Source organism: Halorubrum xinjiangense (assembly GCF_900102375.1).
Taxonomy (GTDB): Archaea; Halobacteriota; Halobacteria; order Halobacteriales; family Haloferacaceae; genus Halorubrum; species Halorubrum xinjiangense.
The window spans coordinates 37,783-57,330 of the sequence record NZ_FNBO01000002.1 but is presented as its reverse complement, the minus strand read 5'-3'; the positions used below and the strand labels follow the sequence as shown (position 1 = coordinate 57,330).

Here is a 19,548-nt window from a genome sequence, read left to right as displayed (position 1 = left end):
CCGCAACACGGCTATGCTCCGGCTCGCGATGACCACCGACGCGGAGACGTTCGAACGCGTGCGCGAGCCCCTCGCGGACCGCGGCATCGAGGTGGGTCACGTCCAAGCGAAGGAGCGGGCGCTCCGGGTGTCCGGCGGAGAAAGCGGCGAAGCGGCGGCGGTCGACCCCGAGGAGTTCGACGGCTTCGACGTCGGCCTCGTCTACCCGACTCGCCTGATGGAGGGGGCGGTCGTCGACGAGCGCCTCGGCGTCCCGTGGGTGAACGGCCGCGACGCGGTCGTCGCCTCGCGCAACAAGGCGGGCGTGCTGGCGAGGCTGTCGGCCGCGGGGGTGCCGACGCCGAAGACGACGCTCGTGTCGAACCCCGTCGACGAGTCGGTCGTCGTCGACGCCGTCGAGGAGTTCTCGTACCCCGTCGTCGTGAAGCCGAACTCCGCGACGCGCGGGGTCGGCGTGGCGACCGCGACCGACCTCGACTCCCTGCTCGGCGTCGTCGACTACCTAAACTTGATCCACGACTACCGCGCCACCGGCGACAAGTCGTTCCTGATTCAGGAGTACCTCCCCGACGCGCGCGACTACCGCGCGATGGTCGTCGACGGCGCGTGTGCGGGGGCGGTGGAGCGCGAACTCGACGACGAGGCGCTCGCGGCCGGCCGGTGGAAGCACAACGTCCACCGCGGCGCGACCGCTCGCGGCGTCGAGTTGGAGCCCGAGGCCCGCGATCTCGCGGAGCGCGCGGCCGCGGCGCTCGGGATCGACTACCTCGGCGTCGACCTGCTCGCGACGGCCGACCGCCTCGTCGTCAACGAGACGAACGCGCGGCCGACCGTCGACGCCGCGACGAAGTACGCGGACGACTTCTACGACCGGTTCGCGGCGCTGATCCGGCGGACCGCCGAAGCGGAATAAAAGCGGGGGCGACCGCAGACTCAGACGAGATCGATTGACGCGCTGTCGTCGTCGCGGTCGAACGAGACCTCTAAGACGCCGTTGTTGAACGTCGCGTCCGCGGAGTGCTCGTCGACCGGCACGGGGAGCTCGACCGTCTCGTCGTACTCGCGCCGGCCGGTGACCGCGGAGATGGTCAGCGCGTCACCGTCGCAGCGCAGCGAGAGGTCGTCCTTCGAGACGGCGGGGAGGTCGGCGACGAGACGCACCGACTCCTCGGTGGTGTACGCGTCGACGTGGGTGTCGGAGCCGAACCCCGCGTCGTCTGCCGACGGAGCGTCGCCGCCGGCCATCTCGTTCATCATCCGCTCGATCTCCTCGAAGAAGTCTCCGAACGGATCGTCGCGGTCGTCTCTGTCCATACCTCCCGTGAAGTCGGTGATCCCGATAAGCCTTCTGTCGGTCGCCGTATCGGCCGCTACCCCTCCCGCCCGCCGAGTCGACGACCGGCGTCGGCCGACAGCGAACTCCGGGACCGACCGCGATTCGAAGCGCCGGTCGTAACAAATTCTAACGATTATGACGGTCTCGGAGCGACTGGGCCGGATTTAAGTAGTTGCGGCTCGCTTTTTTCGAACATGAGTAAATCGTATCTGTCTGCCGGTGACGACGTGAGCGACGACGAGGTCGTTCGGGTGGGGCTCAACGGCTTCGGTCGCATCGGGCGCAACGTGTTCCGCGCGGTGTTAGAGAGCCCGCGGATCGAGCTCGTCGGGATCAACGACGTGATGGACTTCGACGACATGGGCTACCTCGCGAAGTACGACACCGTCATGGGCCGGCTCGACGGCGTCGAGCGCGACGACGACGAGCTGACGGTCGGCGGCACCGCCGTCCCGCTGTTCAACGTTCAGGACCCCGCGGACCTCCCCTGGGACGAGCTGGACGTCGACGTCGCCTTGGAGTGCACGGGCATCTTCCGCACCCGCGACGACGCCAGCGCGCACCTCGACGGCGGCGCCGACACAGTGATCATCTCGGCGCCCCCGAAGGGCGAGAAGCCGGTCAAGCAGCTCGTCTACGGCGTCAACCACGACGAGTACGAGGGCGACGACGTGATCTCGAACGCGTCCTGTACCACGAACTCCATCACTCCGGTCGCGAAGGTGCTCGACGCGGAGTTCGGCATCGACGCCGGCACCCTCACCACCGTTCACGCCTACACCGGCTCCCAGAGCCTCATCGACGGCCCGATGGCCAAGCGGCGCCGCGGCCGCGCGGCCGCCGAGAATATCGTCCCGACCTCGACGGGCGCCGCGGGCGCCGCTCAGGAGGTCCTCCCGCAGCTTGAGGGCAAGATCGACGGGATGGCGATGCGCGTCCCGGTCCCGACCGGCTCCATCACCGAGTTCGTCGTCAGCCTCGACGAGGACGTCACCGCGGAGGAGGTCAACGCCGCCTTCCGCGACGCCGCCGACTCCGGCCCGCTCGCGGGCGTCCTCGGCTACACCGACGACGAGGTCGTCTCCTCGGACATCGTCGGGCTCCCCTTCTCCAGCTACGTCGACCTCCAGTCGACGAACGTCATCGCCGGCGGGAAGCTGGTGAAGATCCTCACCTGGTACGACAACGAGTACGGCTTCTCGAACCGGATGCTCGACATGGCCGCGTACGTTCAAGACGAGGCCTGAACGCCCGACACCCGGGCGACGAACGAAGGGCGACATCCGGCCGACGGACGACGCCAGCCACCCGACTGACGGACGACGCCAGCCACCCGACTGACGGACGACGCCAGCCACCCGGGCGGCAACGTTCCCCCGGAGCACCACCCCTTAACTATCTCATCGACGACTGTTCACCCATGCCCACCTTCGACACCATCGACGACCTCCCGGCAGACAAACGCGTCCTCGTCCGACTCGACCTCAACTCCCCAATCGAGGACGGAGCACCGCAGGACAACCGCCGCTTCGAGCGTCACGCGGAGACGGTCCGCGAGCTGGCCGACGCCGGTCACCGCGTCGTGCTCATGGCGCATCAGGGCCGGCCCGGCCGCGACGACTTCACGTCGCTTTCGGGCCACGCCGACATCCTCACCGACCACGTCGGCCGCGAGGTCGGCTTCGTCGCGGACACGTACGGCGACGAGGCGCTCGACGCCGTCGACGCGCTCGACGCGGGCGAAGTCCTCCTCTTGGAGAACACCCGGATGTGCGACGACGAACTGCCCGAGGAGTCGCCCGAGGAGAAGGCCGAGACGGAGTTCGTTCGGACCCTCGCGCCGCACTTCGACGCGTACGTCAACGACGCCTACTCGGCGGCGCATCGGAAACACGCCTCGCTGGTCGGCTTCCCGCTCGCCCTCCCCGCGTACGCGGGCCGCGTGATGGAGACGGAGTACGAGGCGAACACCGCCATCGCGACCCGCGAGTTCGACGGCCCCGTGACGATGGTCGTCGGCGGGACGAAGGCGACCGACGTGATCGGCGTGATGGACGCTTTGGACGACCGCGTCGACCGGTTCCTCCTCGGTGGCGTCGCCGGCGAGCTGTTCTTGCGCGCCGCGGGCCACCCAGTCGGCCGCGACGTGGCGGGGCTAGACCTGTTCGACGAGCAGTGGGAGGCGAACCGCGAGCTGATCGAGTCGGTCCTCGACGAGCGCGGCGACGCGATCCGCCTCGCGAGCGACCTCGCGTACGAGGGCCCAGAGGGCGAGCGCGCCGAGGTCGCCGTCGACGACATCGACGAGAAGGAGACGGGGTACCTCGACGTGGGCTCCGCGACGGTCGCCGACTACGAGCCGGCGATCCGCGACTCCGACGCCGTCTTCGTGAAGGGCGCGCTCGGCGTCTTCGAGGACGAGCGGTTCGCGGACGGCACCGTCGGCGTGCTCGAGGCCATCGCGGAGACGGACTGCTTCTCCGTCGTCGGCGGCGGCGACACCTCGCGGGCCATCGAGATGTACGGCCTGCGCGAGGACGACTTCTCGCACGTCTCCATCGCGGGCGGGGCGTACATCCGCGCGCTGACTGGCGAGCCGCTCCCGGCGGTGGAAGTCTTGGAGGCGGCGGCAGAGCGGCAGTAGAAGGGCGGAGTCGTCTCCGGGCGGGGAGGGGCGTTTGATTCGGGCGACCGAGCTACTCCTGGACGTCGAGGTCGAACTGCTCGTTTTCCGTGACCGCGTTGAGGACGACGCTCGTGTTCGACTCCCGGATGTCCGCGTCCGTGAGGATCGACTTGATCTGGTCGTTCATGCCGTCCGTGTCGGTGAACTTCCCGATGGCGATCACGTCGTAGTCGCCCGTGACCTCGTAGACGCTCACCATCTGCTTCTCCTGGCGCAGCTTCTCGGTGACGTCCGGCAGCGCGCTCCCCTCGACCTTGAGCTGGAGCACGGCCGTCACGTCGTAGCCGAGCTTGTCGTAGTCGACGACGGGCGTGTACCCCCGGATCACGCCCTCCTCTTCAAGGTCGCGGAGATGGTTCGAAACGGTCGTCACCGAGACGTCGAGCTCGTCGCCCAGGCTCCGGAGGCTCGCGCGGCCGTTGCTGAGCAGCGAGTTGATAAGTTTCGCGTCGAGGTTTTCGTACGTCATCACACCCAACCACGCTTTCGGGGGTTTAGAATTTTACGAACGTCCAGCAGTTTTGCCTGTCTGGCGGTTCATGCGCCAAGCGATAAGGCCTTTATACTGGCAGATAACGAATGAAGCGTCCAGAACATGACGGACGAACACGCGAAAACAGACGGCGGCCTCACGGCCGAGGAACAGGCGGTACTCGACGAGATCGAGGAAGAGAACGTCGACTTCCTGCGGCTCCAGTTCACCGACATCCTCGGCGTCGTGAAGAACGTCTCCGTTCCCGCCCACCAGGCGGAAAAGGCGTTCACCGAGGGAATCTACTTCGACGGCTCCTCCATCGAGGGGTTCGTGCGCATCCAGGAGTCGGACATGCGGCTCGTCCCCGACCCCGACACGTTCGCGGTGCTCCCGTGGCGCAGCAACGGCGACGACGGCAGCGGGGCCGCCCGCCTCATCTGTGACATCGTCGACACCGACGGCGAGCCGTTCGCCGGCGGCCCGCGCCAGGTGCTGAAGTCGGTTCTCGCCGAGGCCGAGGAGATGGGCTACTCCGTCTCGATCGGTCCGGAACCCGAGTTCTTCCTGTTCAAGACCGACGACGAGGGGAACGCGACCACCGTCCCCCACGACAACGGCGGCTACTTCGATCTGGCGCCGAAGGACCTCGCCTCGGACGTGCGCAAGGAGATCATCTTCACCTTAGAGGAGATGGGCTTCGAGATCGAGGCCTCCCACCACGAGGTCGCAGAGGGGCAACACGAGATCAACTTCAAGTACGACGACGCGCTCACCACCGCGGACAACATCGCGACGTTCCGCGCCGTCGTCCGCGCGGTCGCGAGCCAACACGACCTCCACGCGACGTTCATGCCCAAGCCCATCGCCGACATCAACGGCTCGGGCATGCACAGCCACATCTCGCTGTTCGACGAGGACGGCAACGCCTTCGCCGACGACGACGACGAGTTCAACCTGAGCGAGACGGCCTACCAGTTCATGGGCGGTATCCTGAACCACGCCCCCGCGTTCACGGCCGTGACGAACCCGACCGTGAACTCCTACAAGCGCCTGGTGCCCGGCTACGAGGCGCCCATCTACGTCGCGTGGTCCGACACGAACCGCTCGGCGCTCGTCCGCGTGCCCGACGCCGCGGGCGTCTCCGCGCGCTTCGAGGTCCGCAGCCCCGACCCGTCCTGTAACCCGTACCTCGGGATGGCGTCGCTCATCGCCGCCGGCCTCGACGGGATCAAGACCGAGGCCGACCCCGGCGACCCGGTCCGCGAGGACATCTACGAGTTCGACGACGCGAAACGCGAGGAGTACGGCATCGAGACGCTGCCGCCGAACCTCGGCGCCGCCGTCGAGGAGCTGGAGACCGACGAGGTGCTCCAGGAGGCGCTCGGCCCCCACACCTCCGAGAAGTTCGCCGAGGCGAAGTCCCAGGAGTTCAGCGAGTACCTCACCCAGGTGTCGCAGTGGGAGGAGGACCGCTACCTGGAGACGTTCTGAGGCGACGGCTCGATCGCTCGGGCGGTCGCAGCAGTCTCGTTTCGTCTGATTTCATTTTCTACGCGTTTTTGCGTGTCAGCGCTTCGCCCCCCACGAGCGCGTGAACTCATCGAGCGATCGGTTTCGGGGGCGGGTGTGAGACGCGGTTGGAATTGGTGGGTACCCGTGTGCGAGCGGCGTCGCTGTCGGCTGTCTCTCTGTGAGCAACAGCGGTGCGGTAGACGCCTCCAAGCCCCGGCCGCTCATTTATAAATGATTGATCGCGGATCGACAGCAGACTTCTCCAAAGCCCCAACCGCTCGTTTATAAATGATTGATCGCGGATCGACAGCAGACTCCTCCAAAGCCCCAACCGCTCGTTTATAAATGATTGATCACGGATCGACAGCAGACTCCTCCAAAGCCCCAGCCGCGACGGCTCGCGCGCCTTGCTGCGCGCCTCGCTCAGTCGCTACCGCTCCTTCGCTGCGGTGCTTACTGCGGCGTGCTTCGCCCTCGCGACTGCCCCTTTGAGTCCCGCCCCGCACCGCACAGCGACCGCAGCCTCACGCCTCCCCAGCCTCGTCGGTGGTCCTCCGCTTCGCTCCGGACCACCGACTCCCTCGCGCGTGCGACATCGCGCCCTATCGGGCGCTCGTCGGCACGCGCCAGCCGCACCGCTATTTATAAGCGATCGTCGCATCCGCTCACGGCCATGTAAATGTGATATCGCCGTCGGCGCGCCCGTTCGTCCGCTCCCGTGGCCGGCTGCGAGGCGTCCGCGGCGGCGACTCGCAAGACCACTCAGTTCCGGGCGTCCGACAGCGCCTCGACCCGCTCGGGCAGCGCGGGGAGCGCGACGACGGCGACCACGGCGGCGGTCGTCGCGACCAGCGTCACCGGGAGAGTCCCCGCGAGCGCGTACGCGCCGACCCAGAGCCCACCGGTGACGGCGAGGGCGGGGACCGCGACCCGGACCGGGACCGCGGGCTCGTCGCCCTCGACGAGCCGCCAGCCGACCGCGCCGCCCGCGCCGGTCGCGATCCCGATCCCCGCCTCGACCACCTCCCCGGTGTGGCCGCCCGCGACCGCGACGGCCAGCGCGCCGGTCGAGACGACCGCCGCGAGGAGGAACGCCGGGGCGGGGTTCAGTGCGGCGGTCGGGCCGGCCGCCGTCTCCGCGCTCGCGGAGCGCCGGACGCGGGGGTCGCCGGCGAGCCACAGCGCGACGGCGACCGTCCCCGCGCCGACGGCCAGCCCCGCGAGCACGTCGACGAGGTAGTGCACCTCGATGACGACCCGCGAGGTCGCGACGGCGACGGCGACCGCGCCGGCCGCGAGGTAGCGGGCGCGGTCCGCCCAGAACCGGTCGTACAACAGGGCCACGGCGAGGTACGCGGCCGCGCCGCCGGTGGCGTGGCCGCTCGGGAAGCCGAACCCGTCCGAGAGCACCTGCGCCTCGTACCAGCCGGAGAGGAGCGCGGGGAGCCACGTCGGCACGTCGGCGGGCGGCATCGCTCCGGGCGGGCGGGGGACCGCGAACCACGCCTTGCCGAGCGCCGTCGCGGCGTACGCGCAGGTGACGGCCGCGATGGCCGTCGCGCCGGCACGGCGCGGCGACCCCGCGACCCTTTCGCTCGCGAACCAGTAGCCGACCGCGAGCAGCGCGAAGAGGAACCACGGGTCCGCGAGATGGGTGACGGCCGCGAAGGCGACGACGACGACCTCCGGGAGCGCCTCGACGAACGCGGTCTCGCCGAGCCCGCGCTCGGCGGCGACGAGTCCGGTCACGCGTCGATCACCCGGTGAATCGTTGCCGGGGCGGGCGTCGCCGGCAGTTCGGCCGGCGCCAGGGCGGGCGTCGCCGGCAGTTCGGCCGGCGCCGACGCGGGCGTGGGCGTCGCCGCGTCAGTCATCGCCGCGGCGGCGGGCGTAATCGAGCGCCTTGCCGGGCGTCTCGATCAGGTTGAGGCCGATGCCGACGACGACGAATATCGTGTACAGGCCGAGCGTCGACAGCCCGAGGACCACGATGGCGCCGACCGCGTAGATCCCCTGAAGCGAGGTCAGCGCCGCGAGCGTCAGCACGGTCCCGTACAGCAACACGAGGTACGGGCCCCAGCCGCGGGCGTGGCCGCGCCGCATCCGCGAGCGGACGTACCGCTTCAGCTCCGACTCGACCTCGGGTTTGTCGACCGTGCGGCGTTCCACGTCGTCCTCGAACTCGTCGAGTTGCGACCGTAGCTCCCGGACCTCCGCTTCGAGGGCGGCGACGTCCGGCGCGCCGCGCGGCCGCTCGCCGTCGTCCCCGTCGGGATCCGACTCGCCGTTCATACCCGTGGGTCGGTCGCGGTCCTGTTGTAACTGCCGGTCCGCGGCGTCGTCCGAGGGCCCCGCGAGCCCGGCGCCGCGATCGTTCCCGAGGCGGTCGCCGTCGTCTCCTCGGCCCGCGAGCACCACGTTGACCGCGCCGCCGAGGACGACGACGACGGCGGCGAGGTAGAGCCAGGTGACCAAGAGGAGGATCCCGCCGATGACGCCGTACACCTGGTACTGCGCGGCGCCTGCGGCGTACACCTGAAAGCCGGCCTGGAGCAGCGTCCAGCAGACCGCCGCGAACGCCGCGCCCGGAAGGGCCTCGCGGACGCCGATCGACGGCTGCGGGAGGATGTAGTACATGGGGAAGAAGACGGCGGCGAGGAAGAGGGGTAGAGCGAGGACGCTCGCCACACCGACCAGCGGGACCGCGTCCGCGGCCGCGACGAACGCGCCGACGGCGACCATCACGCCGATGCCGACGCCGACGGCGACGACGACCGAGGCGGCGTCGGCGACCTGCTTGAGGAAGCCCGGCGGCTCGTCGCCGCCGTACAGCGAGACGAACGCCGTGTCGAGCCCGCGGAACACCTTCAGCGTCGACCAGAGCAACACGCCGAGCCCGAGCAGGCTGGCGCCGGTCCGCCCGCCGGCCGAGGAGACGGCGGCGACGACAGCCTCCTCGCCGGCCGGCGTGAGGAAGTTCCCCGTCGACGCGACCAGCTCCGCGGCGATGGTCTCGCCGAAGACGGCGGTGGCAACGACGACGAGCAACAGGAGCGCGGGGACGAGCGAGACGAACGCGTAGTAGGCGATGGCGGCCGCGAGGAACGTCGCCTGCCGGTCTATCGCGAGGTCGGCGACGCGCCGAGCCGTGCCGAACGCGGTGCGCGAGTGTCGAGACACGTCACGCGTTTCGGCCGACCGCGACAAAAACGGGGGGGTGTGACCCCGTCAGTCCGCGTCGTCGCCGAGGACCGCCTCGCGCATCTCGGGGATCGACGCCGTGCTCTTCACGGCCGTGCCGCGGTAGTGCGCGCGGCTCGCCTCGTGGCCGGCCGCGCGCACGCGCTCAACGAACTCTTCCATCCCGATGGCGGGCTCGCCCCACTCCTTGTACAGCCGGTGCTGGTCGTAGTGCGTCGGGGTGTCGAGCTCGCGCGCGACGGTGCCGAGCAGCTTGCGCGCGCGCTTCGCCTCTCCCATGTCGTCGGTCACCTCGCGGCGGACGGCGCGCGCGAAGTCGGCGTCCGCGACCGGGCCGAGCCAGATCGGACCCGCCGTGAGGACGCGGTCGCTCCCGCACTCGGGACAGGCGGCGACGGGGTCGGCGATGTGTCCGGGCGTCGCCTCGCGCCAGAGGCAGTCCTCGCAGTGATCGACGTGCCCGAGGGCCTCGAGGCAGTCGTCGGCCGCGCGGGCGCCCGACTCCAGCTCGAGGTAGGTCCGCGCGTAGTGCCGGGAGACGTGCGAGAGGATCGGTCGCGCCGCCTTGTCGTAGCGCGCCGCGGTCCGGACGAGCGCAGAGATCAGCGTCCGGAGCCCCATCTCCGGGTGGTAGTCGGTGTTTCGCGGGACCGCGCCGTACTTGCGGATCCCGCTGTTGAGGTGCGCGCCGCACAGCGGCGCGGTGTCGGTGGCGGTGACGCAGATCAGGTTGCGGCCGTTCGCGAACGCCGCGTCCGCGAAGGGGATCGGCGTGCCGTAAGGGTCGAGGTCGACGACGTCGAACGGCCCCTCATCGTACAGCAGGGCGTTCACGTCGCGGTGGACCGCCTCGCCGTCGAGGCCGTTGGCGTCGAGGTTGGCGGCGGCGAGGTCGACTGCGTCGGCGTCGACGTCGGCGCAGGTGACCCGATATCCCTCGGCCGCGGCGCGGACGCCCCGGATCCCCGAGGCGGCCATCGCGTCGAGGTACGAGGCGGCGCGGGGTTCGCGGTCGCGGTAGGCGCGCAGCGTCGCGACCGTCACGTCGCGGTTCAGCTCCTGCGTCGGGTTGAAGAAGACGCCGCCACCGGTGCCCTCGCTGGCGCCGTCGCGGGCCTCCGGGACGGAGACGGTGAGTCCGCCCTCTTCGATGTCCATACGACCGGTTCGGTCATCCCGGGTAAAAGGACCGCGCTCCGGGGCCGGGAGCGACTCGGAAGCGTCGACCGCGGCGGGCGGCGGCGGGGACAATGGGAGGCTTTTACGCCGTGGGCTCGGAACGTAAACGTATGAACGGAGACGTCACTGGTGGACTGTCGGACGCGGTCGGCGGCGACACGGGGGAGCGAGGATGGTAAGTCCGGCGCGGGTGGACGCGATAACCGACATCGCATACGGCGCGCTGATCGCCCTGTCGATCGTGCTCATCGCGACGTTCCAGGTGAACAACGTCGCCATCGCGTTCGGGATCGGGGTGTTCGCCTCGTACGTGATCCACGTCGTCTGGAAGATGGCCCGGTTCGACCCGGACTGGATGACCCGCGAGGTCGCGGACCAGGTCGGGAAACAGGTCGAGGAGAGCGTCGGCGAGACCGTCGACAAGGAGGTCGAGAAGACCGTGGGCGAGACCGTCAACAAGGAGGTCGAAAAGACCGTCGGCGAGACAGTGAGCAAGGAGGTCGAAAAGACCGTCGAGGAGACGGTCGGCGAGAAGGTCGAGGAGACGGTGAGCAAGGAGGTCGAAAAGAGCGTCGGCGAAACAGTCGAGAAGACCGTCGGCGAGACCGTCAACAAGGAGGTCAACGAGGTCGCCGACGACGTCAGCGACACCGTGAGCGAGGAGGTCACGGGGAAAGTCGAGGAGACAGTCGGCGAGACCGTCGAGAAGACCGTCGAGGAGAAGGTCGGCGAAACCGTCGAGGAGAAGGTCGGCGAAACCGTCGAAGAGACGGTCGAGAAGACGGTCGAGGAGACTGTCGGTGAAAAGGTCGAAGAGACCGTCGAGAAAACGGTCGAGGAGACAGTCGGCGAAAAGGTCGAAGAAACCGTCGATGAAAAGGTCGAAGAGACCGTCGGCGAAAAGGTCGAGGAGACCGTCGACGAGAAGGTTGAGGAAACCGTCGACGAAAAAGTCGAAGAGACCGTTGACGAGAAGGTCGAAGAAACCGTCGACGAGAAGGTCGAAGAGACGGACGAGGGCGCCGACGAGGCGACCGGTCGACGCGACGACTCGTAGCTGGTGTCGACGCTATCCGGATTTTGTGGCGTGGTTCGCTACTGTATCAACAATTTCTGAGGCGGTTATTTCGGAATCACCGATGGTGATAAACCCGACGAGCCGGTAATACGCGTAGGCGAATGGGCCACCACGACCTCGATCGGAGTCTCGGGTTGTACCCGACGATGATGATCAGTATGGGCGCGATGATCGGGAGCGGGATCTTCGTCCTCCCGGCGTTGGGATATAAGAAGGCCGGACCGGCGGTGGTCCTCGCGTACGTGTTGGCCGCGCTCGTCGTCTTACCGGCGGCGCTGTCGAAGGCCGAGATGGCGACGGCGATGCCCGAGTCCGGGGGGACCTACCTCTACATCGACCGGGCTCTCGGCCCGCTCTTCGGGACGATCGCTGGGATCGGCGCGTGGTTCTCGCTCGTGTTCAAGAGCTCGTTCGCGCTCGTCGGTTTAGGTGCTTACCTACTGCTTTTCGCGCCGCTCTCGCAGGGAGCGGTCGTCTACGTCGCGCTGGCGCTCGGGACCCTCGTCGTCGCCCTGAACGTCTCGGGGACGAAGATGAGCGGGGGGATACAGGCGGTCATCGTCACCCTTGTCGTCGCCGGTCTCCTCGCGTACGTCGTCAACGCCGGCTTCGTCCTCGACACCGCCCGGTACACGCCCTTCGCGACCCACGGGAGCGGCGGAGTCGTCACGGCCGCCGCATTCGTCTTCGTCTCCTACGCGGGCGTTACGAAGGTCGCGAGCGTCGCGGAGGAGGTGAAACACCCCGGGAAGAACCTCCCGCGCGCGATGCTCGGATCGATGGGGATCATGACCGTCCTGTACGTCGCGGTCGTCGGCGCGATCGTCGGACTCAGCGATCCTGAGCTGCTGACGACGGGGGGTCCGGGCGGGACAGCGTCGCTCACGCCGATGGCGGACGGCGCAGGGGCGCTTCTCGGCGGCGTGGGAGTACTGTTCATTTCCGTGATCGCCGTTGTCGCGCTCACGAGCATGGCGAACGCCGGCGTGCTCTCCTCCTCGCGGTTCCCGCTGGCGATGAGCCGCGACGACCTGCTCCCGCCGGCGCTCCAGACCATCGACCCGCGGTTCAAGACGCCGCGGAACTCCGTGCTGCTCACCGGGGTCGTGTTGCTGCTGCTCATCGCGTTTGTCCCCGTGATCGAACTGGCGAAGCTCGCGAGTGCGTTCCAGATCCTCGTTTTCTCGTTCGAGAACATGGCGCTGGTTGCCTTCCGAGTGGCAGACGTACCGTCGTACGATCCGGAGTTCGAAGCGCCCGGCTACCCGTTCGTCCAGGTGTTCGGCTTCCTCGCCGGGCTCGGCCTCCTGACGCAGATGGGGACGCTCCCCATTCTCGGGGCGGTCGGAATCATCGCCGGCAGCGCGCTCGTCTACCTCGTGTACGGCCGGTCGCGGACGGACCGGACCGGGGCGGTTGGGACAATCGTCCGCGCCCGTCGCGGAGAGGAAGACGACGGGCTCGCCTCGACGGAGGCGGAGTGAAGAGACGGACCGGGCGACGAGTCCCGGTCCGAGCCGGGCTCAGTAGTCTCGGTTGACGAGGATCACCGGATCGCCCGTCTCGTCCGCGATCCGGTCGGCCAGCGAGCCGAACACGCGGTCTCCGAGGCGAGCCTCCGGCTCGTACATCACGACGGCGTCGTAGTCCGTCGCGACCCCGAGGATCTCCTCGTCGTGTTCGTCGCCCTCGATTATCAGCGTGTCGACCGCGTCCGGGTCGAACCCGTCCGCGACGAGGCGCTCGCGAGTCTCCGAGACGACCGTCTCGCCGCGGTCACGTGACTCGTCGCCCTCGACGACGTGGAACAGCGTGATCTGCTGGGTCGAGTCTTCGGCCAGAATGCGGATGAACGTCGGGAGGCGGTCGAGCTCGGCGACGTCCGGAAGCGGCACGAGTATCCGAGCGATCCCCTCCGTCGGGGCGGGGTCGAGCTCGGCCGCGCAGTCTTCTTCCGCCGCGATCTGCCGGATCGCGGCCGCACGGTCCTTCCCGAACACCAGTCGCGTTCGAACGGAGGCACCGGCGTCGGAAAACGCGTCGGCGACCTCTTCAAGGGTCGCCTGTGCCGCCTCGCCGAACTGTTCGCGCGCGGAGCTCGCCGGCGTCTGCTCCGGGAGGTCGTAGTGACCGAGGATCACGACTGAAAGCGACGCGAGGTCCTCGACCAGCACCGGTGACAGCGGTTCCGGGTCCGGCAGTTCGAGCGGCACGAGGATCGTGTCAGCCATGGGTCAGAGTAGACGGTCCGGAATAATAAACGGGGGGAGACGCCGCCGTCGGAGGGATCGGTTCACGAGGTCTGCGGCGGGGTCTCCTCATCGGCGAGGAACGCCTCCAGCACGTCGTCTTCGGAGGACTCCTTGGGGAGGACGGTCACCACGTCGTCCGGCCGGATCGTCGCGTCGTCGACCGGATGGATTATCGACCCGTCTCGCTCTATCGACGTCACGACGGCGTCGGTCGACAGGGTCCCGTCAGCACGGGCTTCCGACGGCGACCGGCCGACGATCGGCGCGTCCGCGGTGACGCACACCTCGATCACGGCGGTCCCGTCCGCGAGGGTGACCGTGTCGGTGACGACGGACTGCCTCGAGTCGTCGGAGAGGAACCGAGAGTAAGGTGTGTGAAGCTCCGTCTGGAGCAGCTCCTCGTCCTCGATTCGGATATCGAGCCCCGACAGCGCCCGCGCGATCTCTCGCAAGTCGCTCGTCTCCTCGCCGACCGCGACCACCTGGAGGTCCCGTCGACCCGCCATGAGCACGCGGACGTTGATCACGCCGGGGATGGACCGCGCCGCCAGCGCCAACTGCTCCCGCTCGTCGGCGGGTACCGTACACATGAACACCGAGGTGAGTCGACCGTCCGCCTGTTCGAAGTCGACGATCGCCGTGTACCCGCGGATCACGCCAGCCTCTTCGAGGCGTTCGATCCGGTTTCGGACCGTTCCCGCGGAGACGTTCATGCCCTCCGCGATCATCGGTGCTGAGGTGTTCCGCGCGTCCGACATCAGCGCGTGGACGATCTGTCGGTCGATCTCGTCGAGGTGGCGGCTCATAGTCGCCTCCGCGACCGCCGGCTCGGCCGCGGCGCGCGACGCTTCGAGCGGAGCGCGCGGACCGACGCGGACGGACGCGTCGCGGTACGAGTCATATCGAAAGCTACCCGTTCGGACGTAATATGGCTTGCCCACCGCCGAAATCGGAGACGACACCGGTACGTGCCAGGAAAGCGTCGCTCGGCGGCCGAGGGAGTCGAAAAACGGTGAGTTCGGAGTTGCGTTACTTGTTGCCGAACATCTGGCGCATCATCGGATGCATCTCCATCAGCTGCTCTTCGGCGATCTCCTCGTACAGCTTGTACGTGATAGAGACCGCGAGCAGCAGCCCGGTACCGGAGACCTGACCGATGGTACCGAGCAGGTTCGCCATCACGGCGAGCAGCCCGACGAGGGCGCCGCCGATAACGGTCACCTGCGGGATGTACCGTTCCATGACCTTCTCGACGACCTGCGGGTTCCGGCGGAACCCGGGAATCTGCATCCCGGAGTTCTGGATCTGTTTCGCGGTGGCCTCCGGTCCCATACCGGTGGTCTCGACCCAGAAGATCGCGAAGATGGCGCCGCCGACGATCATGAACGTGAGGTCGACGGCGAGCCGGATCGCGATCATCCACGGTTCGACGGACGCCGGTATCTCACCGAGGAACCACATCCACTGTTCGCGGCTCTGAATCGGGTTCAGGTAGTAGAACAGGCCGCCGATGGGCTGTCCCTGGTCGCTGTAGGTCCCGAGTACCGCCGGCATCCCCGCCCACTGCGAGGAGAGGATCTGGCCGAGGAACTGGATGTTCGCCTGCAGCGCGCGAACGAGGATCATCGGCAGGACGGAGGCGTAGATGAGCTTCACCGGGAAGCGTCCGCGGGCGCCCTTCACGCGGGCGTGCGACAGCGGGATCTCGACGCGGACCGACTCCGCGTACACGACGATCCCGAAGATGAACACCGTGGTGAAAAGCGCCAGAATGTTCCCCGGATCGAACAGCAGGTTCTGGAGCCCCTCCGCCGTGAACGGCGACAGCGAGGCGGGCACGTCGCCGACGATGACGCCGTACCAGCTCGCGAAGAAGCCGGACGCGCCGAGCGCGGAGAAGCTGAAGAAGCCGCCGACGATCTGCTGGCTCACCGACGCGATGATGAACAGCCCGACGCCGGAGCCGACCCCCCACTTGCTCACGATCTCGTCCATGAACAGGATGAGGATGCCGCCGACGAAGATCTGCGCGAAGATCAGCGCCTGCACGCCGAACGTGCCGATCCCGAGCGCGCTCGCAACGGCGTCGTCGGCCGGAAGGAAGCCGCCGGTGAACACCATCGGCGCCGCCGTGAGGGCGGTGACGATGACCACCAGCAGCTTCTGGAGGCCCTGATAGAGGACCTGGTCACGCGGGTCGTTCTCCGTGTCGAGCCCGAGGAGGTTGGCACCGCCCAAAAGCTGGAGGACGATGGACGCCGTGACGATCGGTCCGATACCGACCTGCAGCAGCGAACCGGACGAACCGGCGAGAACGGACCGGAACTGCCCGAAGAAGTCCGACCCCTGCCCGACCGCCAACCCGAACGGGTTGATGTTGGTCAGGAAGAAGTAGACGATCAGGATCCCGGCCGTCCACGTGAGCTTCCGTTTGAACGGGACGTGCCCCGCGGGCCGCTCCACGACGGGCATCCGCGAGAGCACGGGTTCGGCGGCCTCCTTCCAGCTCATGTTACGCCTCGTCGTTCTCGTCGTCGGAAGTGTTTTCCGGTTCGTCAGCGGCCGCTTCGGCGCGCTCGGAGAGCGTCGCCTCGCCGCCGGCCTCCTCGATGAGCTCGACCGCACCGGCCGTGAACGCGTCGGCCGTGACGCGGAGCTCGCGCCGGACCTGCCCGCCGCCGAGCACCTTCACGACGTCCGCCTCGTGGCCGTCCTCAACGACGTCGCGCGCGTCGAAGACGTACGCGTCGCCGTCCTCCTCGGCGAGGCCGTCCGCGGCGTACAGCGCCGCGTCCTCGTCGAGCTTCTGGACCTTCACTTCGAGGACCTCCGTCTGGGCGTCCTCGGGGCGCTTGAATCCGTGCTTGCCGAGCGGGCCGTAGTTGTGGTACTCGTGTTTCGAGCGGCCGGCCGCGCCGCGGCCGCCGCGGTGTCCGGCGCCGCGCCGGTTCTTGTGCGTGCCGCCGCCGTGCGTGCGAGATCCGCGCTGTCGTCGTTTCTTGCTCGTCATCGCATCGCCTCCAGGAGACCGTCGATCTCCTCGGTGGTGTGTTTGCCGAGTTCGCCGCCCTCGATCACCGGGTGCTTGATGCCCTCGTGACCGCCGCGGGGGGCGTGGAGCCGGAGCGTCGGCGAGAGGCCCTGCTCGCGCAGGGTCGTCTCCTCGTCGACGAGCGCCTCGGCCAGCGCCTCCAGGTCGGCGTAGTCGGTGTTGTCGTCGATCCACTCGTCGTCGACGTCGGCGGACCCCTCGAGGGGCTCGCCGCGTCGCGCGATCGTCCGCGCGACGGCCTCGACGCTCGGTTCCCCGAACGCGACGACGTCGTTGACCTTCGCGATCATGCCGCGGTACGAGTCCGTCTCGGGGACGAACGTCGCGTGGTTGACGCGCCCGACGTTCAGCATGTCGAGCGTGTCCTCGACGCCGTACTCGAGGTTGACGTCGCCGCGGAGCTGTACGATCGCCTGCATCACTCGCTCACCTCGTCGTAGTGAACCTCACGCGCGTGCTGGGGCGTGCGGGACTGCGCCGCGTTCTCCAGCGCGTTGAACGTCGCCTTCGCGAGGTTCACCGTCGTGCGCGTGTTGCCGTCGGAGTTCGTCCAGGCGTCCTCGACGCCGGCGAGCTCTAAGATGTTGCGGACCGTCTCCGCGGCCGCGAGGCCCAGCCCCTGCGGGGCGGGCTTGATCTCGACGGTGACGGAGCCGGCCTTCCCCTTCGCCGTGCGGGTGAGGGAGTTGGTGCCGCCGGGCTGGTCCTCCCACGAGCCCGAGCCGCGGTCGACCGAGATGATGTTCAGCTTCGCGACGTCGATCGCCTTCTGGATCGCGCCGCCGACCTGGTCGTCGCGGGCCTGCGCGTAGCCGAGGTAGCCGTCGCGGTTGCCCACGGCGACCACGCAGCGGAACTTCACGCGGCGGCCGGAGTCGGTCATGCGCTGGACCATGTTGATGTCCAGCACCTCGTCTTCGAGCCCCGGGAGGAGCTGGTCGACGATCTCCGCCTCCTTCAGCGGGAGGCCGGATTCGAGCGCCTGTTCCATCGACGTGATATCGCCGTCCTGTACCTTGCGGCCGAGTCGCGTCCGCGGTTCCCAGCCGTCGTTGTGTCTACTCATGGTCCTCCTGGATAGTCGCGAGCACGTCGTCGAAGTGCTCGGGTAGCTCGCTGGCGTCGAACGCGCCGCTGTACAGCGGCTCGTCGAGCTGCTCGGCGTAGTCGGCGATGTGTTCGCCGCGCGTGCGCGACCAGTCGGCCAGCACGTCGTCGTTGTGCGGGATATCGAGCCCCGCGTCGATCGCTCCTTCCTGTACCGCGAACGTCTTGTTGCCGGGCGTCGCCGTGTTGAGCCCGATGTCGAGGACGGCCTCTTCGAGGCCGGCGTCGACGGCGCGGGCGCCCGCGAGGAAGCCGGTGAGGTACGCGCTGGGGAGGTTGCCCGTGGGGGCGTCCCAGCCGTACTCGCCGAGCTCCTCGCTGGAGGCGGCCGCGTGGGTCTCGTCGCCGTCCGATCCGGGGGTCACCAGCTGCGCCCTGACGTGAGCGTTGCTCACCCGGGCGACCAGGCGAGGCTTGCCCGATTTCAGCAGGCGCAACCTCTGATGGTAATCCGTCCGGACCTCGCGGCGGCGCCGCATCGGCACCTTGTATCGTGGTCCTGTCGCCATTAGTCCGTCACCTCGTAGCCGTACTGCGTCCGAATGTACGCCTCGAGACGGGCGACGTCCTCGAAGTCTCCCCCGCTCGCCTTGTTGTAGAGCGTGCGGTACTCGGAGGCGTCGAGCACGTCTTCCTCGTCGCGAAGCTCCTTCAGGCGCGCGCGCTGTGCGCGGATGCGCGCCTTCCAGTCGTCTTTCGTGTTCTGCCGCGCGCCGGAGCGACCCTTCCGGGTACCGGCGCCGGACTGGTGTCCGTACGAGCGCTTCTCGGCGCGCTCGCGGGCGCGACCGCGGGAGTTCGTCTTCGCGTCTTTCGCGCGGATCGTTCCCTGGTCGATGAGGTCGCGGACGTCCTCGCGGGTGATCGCGTCCGCGATCTCCTCCTGTGCTTCGGGGTCGAGCCAGACGCGGCCCTTGCCGACGTCCAGCTCGTCCGCTGCGAGCCGTTTCTGCGCCTTCAGATCACTCATCGTTGACCTCCACTTCGACGTAGGTCGGGTTCAGCACGCGAATTCCCCGCTCCTCCGCCTCGTCTTCGATCAGTTCGCGCTTGCGACCGCCGACCTTCGAGGCGATACGCACCGCCTGCGTGTCGCCGTCGACGCCCTCGAGGTCGTCCGTGTTGTGCACGCGGACCTCCTCGAAGCCGCTCGGGTGTAGGTCGCGCGACGCCGTGGGCGAACGGAAGCCGGCCTCGACGACCGGGCCCTTCGACTTCATGCGACGGCGCTGCTTGGAGAGCCCGCCGCGCGGCTTGCGCCACGACGTCGGGATCCGCTTTTTCTTGTGGTAGTCCTGCCGGTTGAACTGCGGTTTCCCCTCACGGTGCTTCTGTGCGAGCGCGCGAGCGGTCTCGTCGTCCAGCGCCGGCGTCTTGTCGGCGTGGCCGCGGGGGCGAAGCTCCGTCTCGACGGTCTCGTCGGCGTCGGCCTCGTCGGCCTCCTCCTCGTCCGTCTCGTCTTCGATCTCCGCGTCCGCCTCCTCGTCGACCTCCAGCCCGCCGACGTCGGCCTTGATACGCGCGGCGAGCGCGTTGCCGACGCCGTCGACCTCGGAGAGCTCCGACTGGGAGGCGGCCTTCACGTCCTCGACCGTCTCGTAGCCGGCCTCGCGAAGGGCGTCCGCCTTCGAGGGACCGACACCGCTGATGTCTTCCAGTTCGTCTGCCAT

20 protein-coding genes are annotated in these 19,548 nt (G+C 68.5%); 6 read left to right on the top strand and 14 right to left on the bottom strand.

Going from position 1 to position 19,548, the window contains the following annotated elements:
* The first annotated feature begins 13 nt into the window (after positions 1-13).
* Positions 14-913, top strand: a complete 900-nt coding sequence (locus F3H13_RS03130) for an ATP-grasp domain-containing protein (protein WP_149797608.1) — start codon at positions 14-16, stop codon at positions 911-913.
* A 20-nt stretch (positions 914-933) separates the two neighbouring features.
* Here the strand turns inward: F3H13_RS03130 and F3H13_RS03125 are convergent, their stop codons facing one another.
* Positions 934-1,314: an Hsp20/alpha crystallin family protein gene (locus F3H13_RS03125; RefSeq protein WP_149797607.1), complete on the bottom strand. Its 381-nt coding sequence runs from the start codon at positions 1,312-1,314 to the stop codon at positions 934-936.
* Positions 1,315-1,530: 216 nt separating this feature from the next.
* Between F3H13_RS03125 and gap the strand changes: the two genes are divergently transcribed.
* Positions 1,531-2,583: a type I glyceraldehyde-3-phosphate dehydrogenase gene (gene gap, locus F3H13_RS03120; protein ID WP_149797606.1), complete on the top strand. Its 1,053-nt coding sequence runs from the start codon at positions 1,531-1,533 to the stop codon at positions 2,581-2,583.
* Between the two features lie 173 nt (positions 2,584-2,756).
* On the top strand, positions 2,757-3,980 hold the full coding sequence (locus F3H13_RS03115) for a phosphoglycerate kinase (protein WP_149797605.1): 1,224 nt from the start codon (positions 2,757-2,759) through the stop codon (positions 3,978-3,980).
* 52 nt (positions 3,981-4,032) lie between these two features.
* On the opposite strand, the gene lrp is transcribed toward F3H13_RS03115, so the two are convergent.
* The gene (gene lrp / locus F3H13_RS03110; RefSeq protein WP_149797604.1) at positions 4,033-4,491 is read right to left on the bottom strand and encodes an HTH-type transcriptional regulator Lrp; all 459 of its coding nucleotides are present in this window, start codon (positions 4,489-4,491) and stop codon (positions 4,033-4,035) included.
* Between the two features lie 126 nt (positions 4,492-4,617).
* Between lrp and glnA the strand changes: the two genes are divergently transcribed.
* A complete protein-coding gene (gene glnA / locus F3H13_RS03105) occupies positions 4,618-5,988 on the top strand; it encodes a type I glutamate--ammonia ligase (RefSeq protein WP_149797603.1) in 1,371 nt (456 codons plus the stop codon).
* A gap of 783 nt (positions 5,989-6,771) precedes the next feature.
* Here the strand turns inward: glnA and F3H13_RS03100 are convergent.
* From F3H13_RS03100 to F3H13_RS03090, 3 genes are all read right to left on the bottom strand, one after another.
* On the bottom strand, positions 6,772-7,758 hold the full coding sequence (locus F3H13_RS03100; protein WP_149797602.1) for a phosphatase PAP2 family protein: 987 nt from the start codon (positions 7,756-7,758) through the stop codon (positions 6,772-6,774).
* Between the two features lie 117 nt (positions 7,759-7,875).
* A complete protein-coding gene (locus tag F3H13_RS03095) occupies positions 7,876-9,189 on the bottom strand; it encodes a YihY/virulence factor BrkB family protein (protein ID WP_149797601.1) in 1,314 nt (437 codons plus the stop codon).
* A gap of 48 nt (positions 9,190-9,237) precedes the next feature.
* Positions 9,238-10,368, bottom strand: a complete 1,131-nt coding sequence (locus tag F3H13_RS03090) for a tRNA (guanine(26)-N(2))-dimethyltransferase (RefSeq protein WP_149797600.1) — start codon at positions 10,366-10,368, stop codon at positions 9,238-9,240.
* 193 nt (positions 10,369-10,561) lie between these two features.
* On the opposite strand from F3H13_RS03090, the gene F3H13_RS03085 reads away from it, so the two are divergent.
* Entirely contained in the window at positions 10,562-11,446 is an 885-nt protein-coding gene (locus F3H13_RS03085; protein ID WP_149797599.1) for a hypothetical protein, read from the top strand.
* A 122-nt stretch (positions 11,447-11,568) separates the two neighbouring features.
* Positions 11,569-12,951, top strand: a complete 1,383-nt coding sequence (locus F3H13_RS03080) for an APC family permease (RefSeq protein WP_149797598.1) — start codon at positions 11,569-11,571, stop codon at positions 12,949-12,951.
* A 39-nt stretch (positions 12,952-12,990) separates the two neighbouring features.
* Here the strand turns inward: F3H13_RS03080 and F3H13_RS03075 are convergent, their stop codons facing one another.
* From F3H13_RS03075 to F3H13_RS03035, 9 genes are all read right to left on the bottom strand, one after another.
* Positions 12,991-13,698 carry a universal stress protein gene (locus tag F3H13_RS03075; protein WP_149797597.1) on the bottom strand — a complete coding sequence of 236 codons (708 nt, stop codon included), beginning with the start codon at positions 13,696-13,698 and terminating at the stop codon, positions 12,991-12,993.
* Between the two features lie 62 nt (positions 13,699-13,760).
* Complete coding sequence (locus tag F3H13_RS03070; protein ID WP_149797596.1) at positions 13,761-14,525, bottom strand: winged helix-turn-helix transcriptional regulator; 765 nt, start codon at positions 14,523-14,525, stop codon at positions 13,761-13,763.
* 223 nt (positions 14,526-14,748) lie between these two features.
* A complete protein-coding gene (gene secY, locus F3H13_RS03065) occupies positions 14,749-16,230 on the bottom strand; it encodes a preprotein translocase subunit SecY (RefSeq protein ID WP_149797595.1) in 1,482 nt (493 codons plus the stop codon).
* A gap of 1 nt (position 16,231) precedes the next feature.
* Complete coding sequence (locus tag F3H13_RS03060) at positions 16,232-16,729, bottom strand: uL15m family ribosomal protein (protein WP_149797594.1); 498 nt, start codon at positions 16,727-16,729, stop codon at positions 16,232-16,234.
* Positions 16,726-17,190: a 50S ribosomal protein L30 gene (locus F3H13_RS03055; protein WP_149797593.1), complete on the bottom strand. Its 465-nt coding sequence runs from the start codon at positions 17,188-17,190 to the stop codon at positions 16,726-16,728. Before F3H13_RS03055 ends, F3H13_RS03060 begins: the two co-directional genes overlap by 4 nt.
* On the bottom strand, positions 17,190-17,837 hold the full coding sequence (locus F3H13_RS03050) for a 30S ribosomal protein S5 (RefSeq protein WP_006114456.1): 648 nt from the start codon (positions 17,835-17,837) through the stop codon (positions 17,190-17,192). The genes F3H13_RS03055 and F3H13_RS03050 overlap by 1 nt, the downstream gene beginning before the upstream one ends.
* Complete coding sequence (locus F3H13_RS03045; RefSeq protein ID WP_149797592.1) at positions 17,830-18,387, bottom strand: 50S ribosomal protein L18; 558 nt, start codon at positions 18,385-18,387, stop codon at positions 17,830-17,832. The genes F3H13_RS03050 and F3H13_RS03045 overlap by 8 nt, the downstream gene beginning before the upstream one ends.
* The gene (locus F3H13_RS03040; RefSeq protein WP_149797591.1) at positions 18,387-18,848 is read right to left on the bottom strand and encodes a 50S ribosomal protein L19e; all 462 of its coding nucleotides are present in this window, start codon (positions 18,846-18,848) and stop codon (positions 18,387-18,389) included. The genes F3H13_RS03045 and F3H13_RS03040 overlap by 1 nt, the downstream gene beginning before the upstream one ends.
* Positions 18,841-19,548: a 50S ribosomal protein L32e gene (locus F3H13_RS03035; RefSeq protein WP_149797590.1), complete on the bottom strand. Its 708-nt coding sequence runs from the start codon at positions 19,546-19,548 to the stop codon at positions 18,841-18,843. The genes F3H13_RS03040 and F3H13_RS03035 overlap by 8 nt, the downstream gene beginning before the upstream one ends.

Bases quoted from the DNA above. Each gene is read 5' to 3' on its own strand.
- F3H13_RS03130 (WP_149797608.1), top strand. From the start codon at position 14: ATGCTCCGGCTCGCGATGACCACCGACGCGGAGACGTTCGAACGCGTG.
- F3H13_RS03125 (WP_149797607.1), bottom strand. From the start codon at position 1,314: ATGGACAGAGACGACCGCGACGATCCGTTCGGAGACTTCTTCGAGGAG.
- gap (WP_149797606.1), top strand. From the start codon at position 1,531: ATGAGTAAATCGTATCTGTCTGCCGGTGACGACGTGAGCGACGACGAG.
- F3H13_RS03115 (WP_149797605.1), top strand. From the start codon at position 2,757: ATGCCCACCTTCGACACCATCGACGACCTCCCGGCAGACAAACGCGTC.
- lrp (WP_149797604.1), bottom strand. From the start codon at position 4,491: ATGACGTACGAAAACCTCGACGCGAAACTTATCAACTCGCTGCTCAGC.
- glnA (WP_149797603.1), top strand. From the start codon at position 4,618: ATGACGGACGAACACGCGAAAACAGACGGCGGCCTCACGGCCGAGGAA.
- F3H13_RS03090 (WP_149797600.1), bottom strand. From the start codon at position 10,368: ATGGACATCGAAGAGGGCGGACTCACCGTCTCCGTCCCGGAGGCCCGC.
- F3H13_RS03085 (WP_149797599.1), top strand. From the start codon at position 10,562: ATGGTAAGTCCGGCGCGGGTGGACGCGATAACCGACATCGCATACGGC.
- F3H13_RS03080 (WP_149797598.1), top strand. From the start codon at position 11,569: ATGGGCCACCACGACCTCGATCGGAGTCTCGGGTTGTACCCGACGATG.
- F3H13_RS03075 (WP_149797597.1), bottom strand. From the start codon at position 13,698: ATGGCTGACACGATCCTCGTGCCGCTCGAACTGCCGGACCCGGAACCG.
- F3H13_RS03070 (WP_149797596.1), bottom strand. From the start codon at position 14,525: ATGAGCCGCCACCTCGACGAGATCGACCGACAGATCGTCCACGCGCTG.
- secY (WP_149797595.1), bottom strand. From the start codon at position 16,230: ATGAGCTGGAAGGAGGCCGCCGAACCCGTGCTCTCGCGGATGCCCGTC.
- F3H13_RS03060 (WP_149797594.1), bottom strand. From the start codon at position 16,729: ATGACGAGCAAGAAACGACGACAGCGCGGATCTCGCACGCACGGCGGC.
- F3H13_RS03055 (WP_149797593.1), bottom strand. From the start codon at position 17,190: ATGCAGGCGATCGTACAGCTCCGCGGCGACGTCAACCTCGAGTACGGC.
- F3H13_RS03050 (WP_006114456.1), bottom strand. From the start codon at position 17,837: ATGAGTAGACACAACGACGGCTGGGAACCGCGGACGCGACTCGGCCGC.
- F3H13_RS03045 (WP_149797592.1), bottom strand. From the start codon at position 18,387: ATGGCGACAGGACCACGATACAAGGTGCCGATGCGGCGCCGCCGCGAG.
- F3H13_RS03040 (WP_149797591.1), bottom strand. From the start codon at position 18,848: ATGAGTGATCTGAAGGCGCAGAAACGGCTCGCAGCGGACGAGCTGGAC.
- F3H13_RS03035 (WP_149797590.1), bottom strand. From the start codon at position 19,548: ATGGCAGACGAACTGGAAGACATCAGCGGTGTCGGTCCCTCGAAGGCG.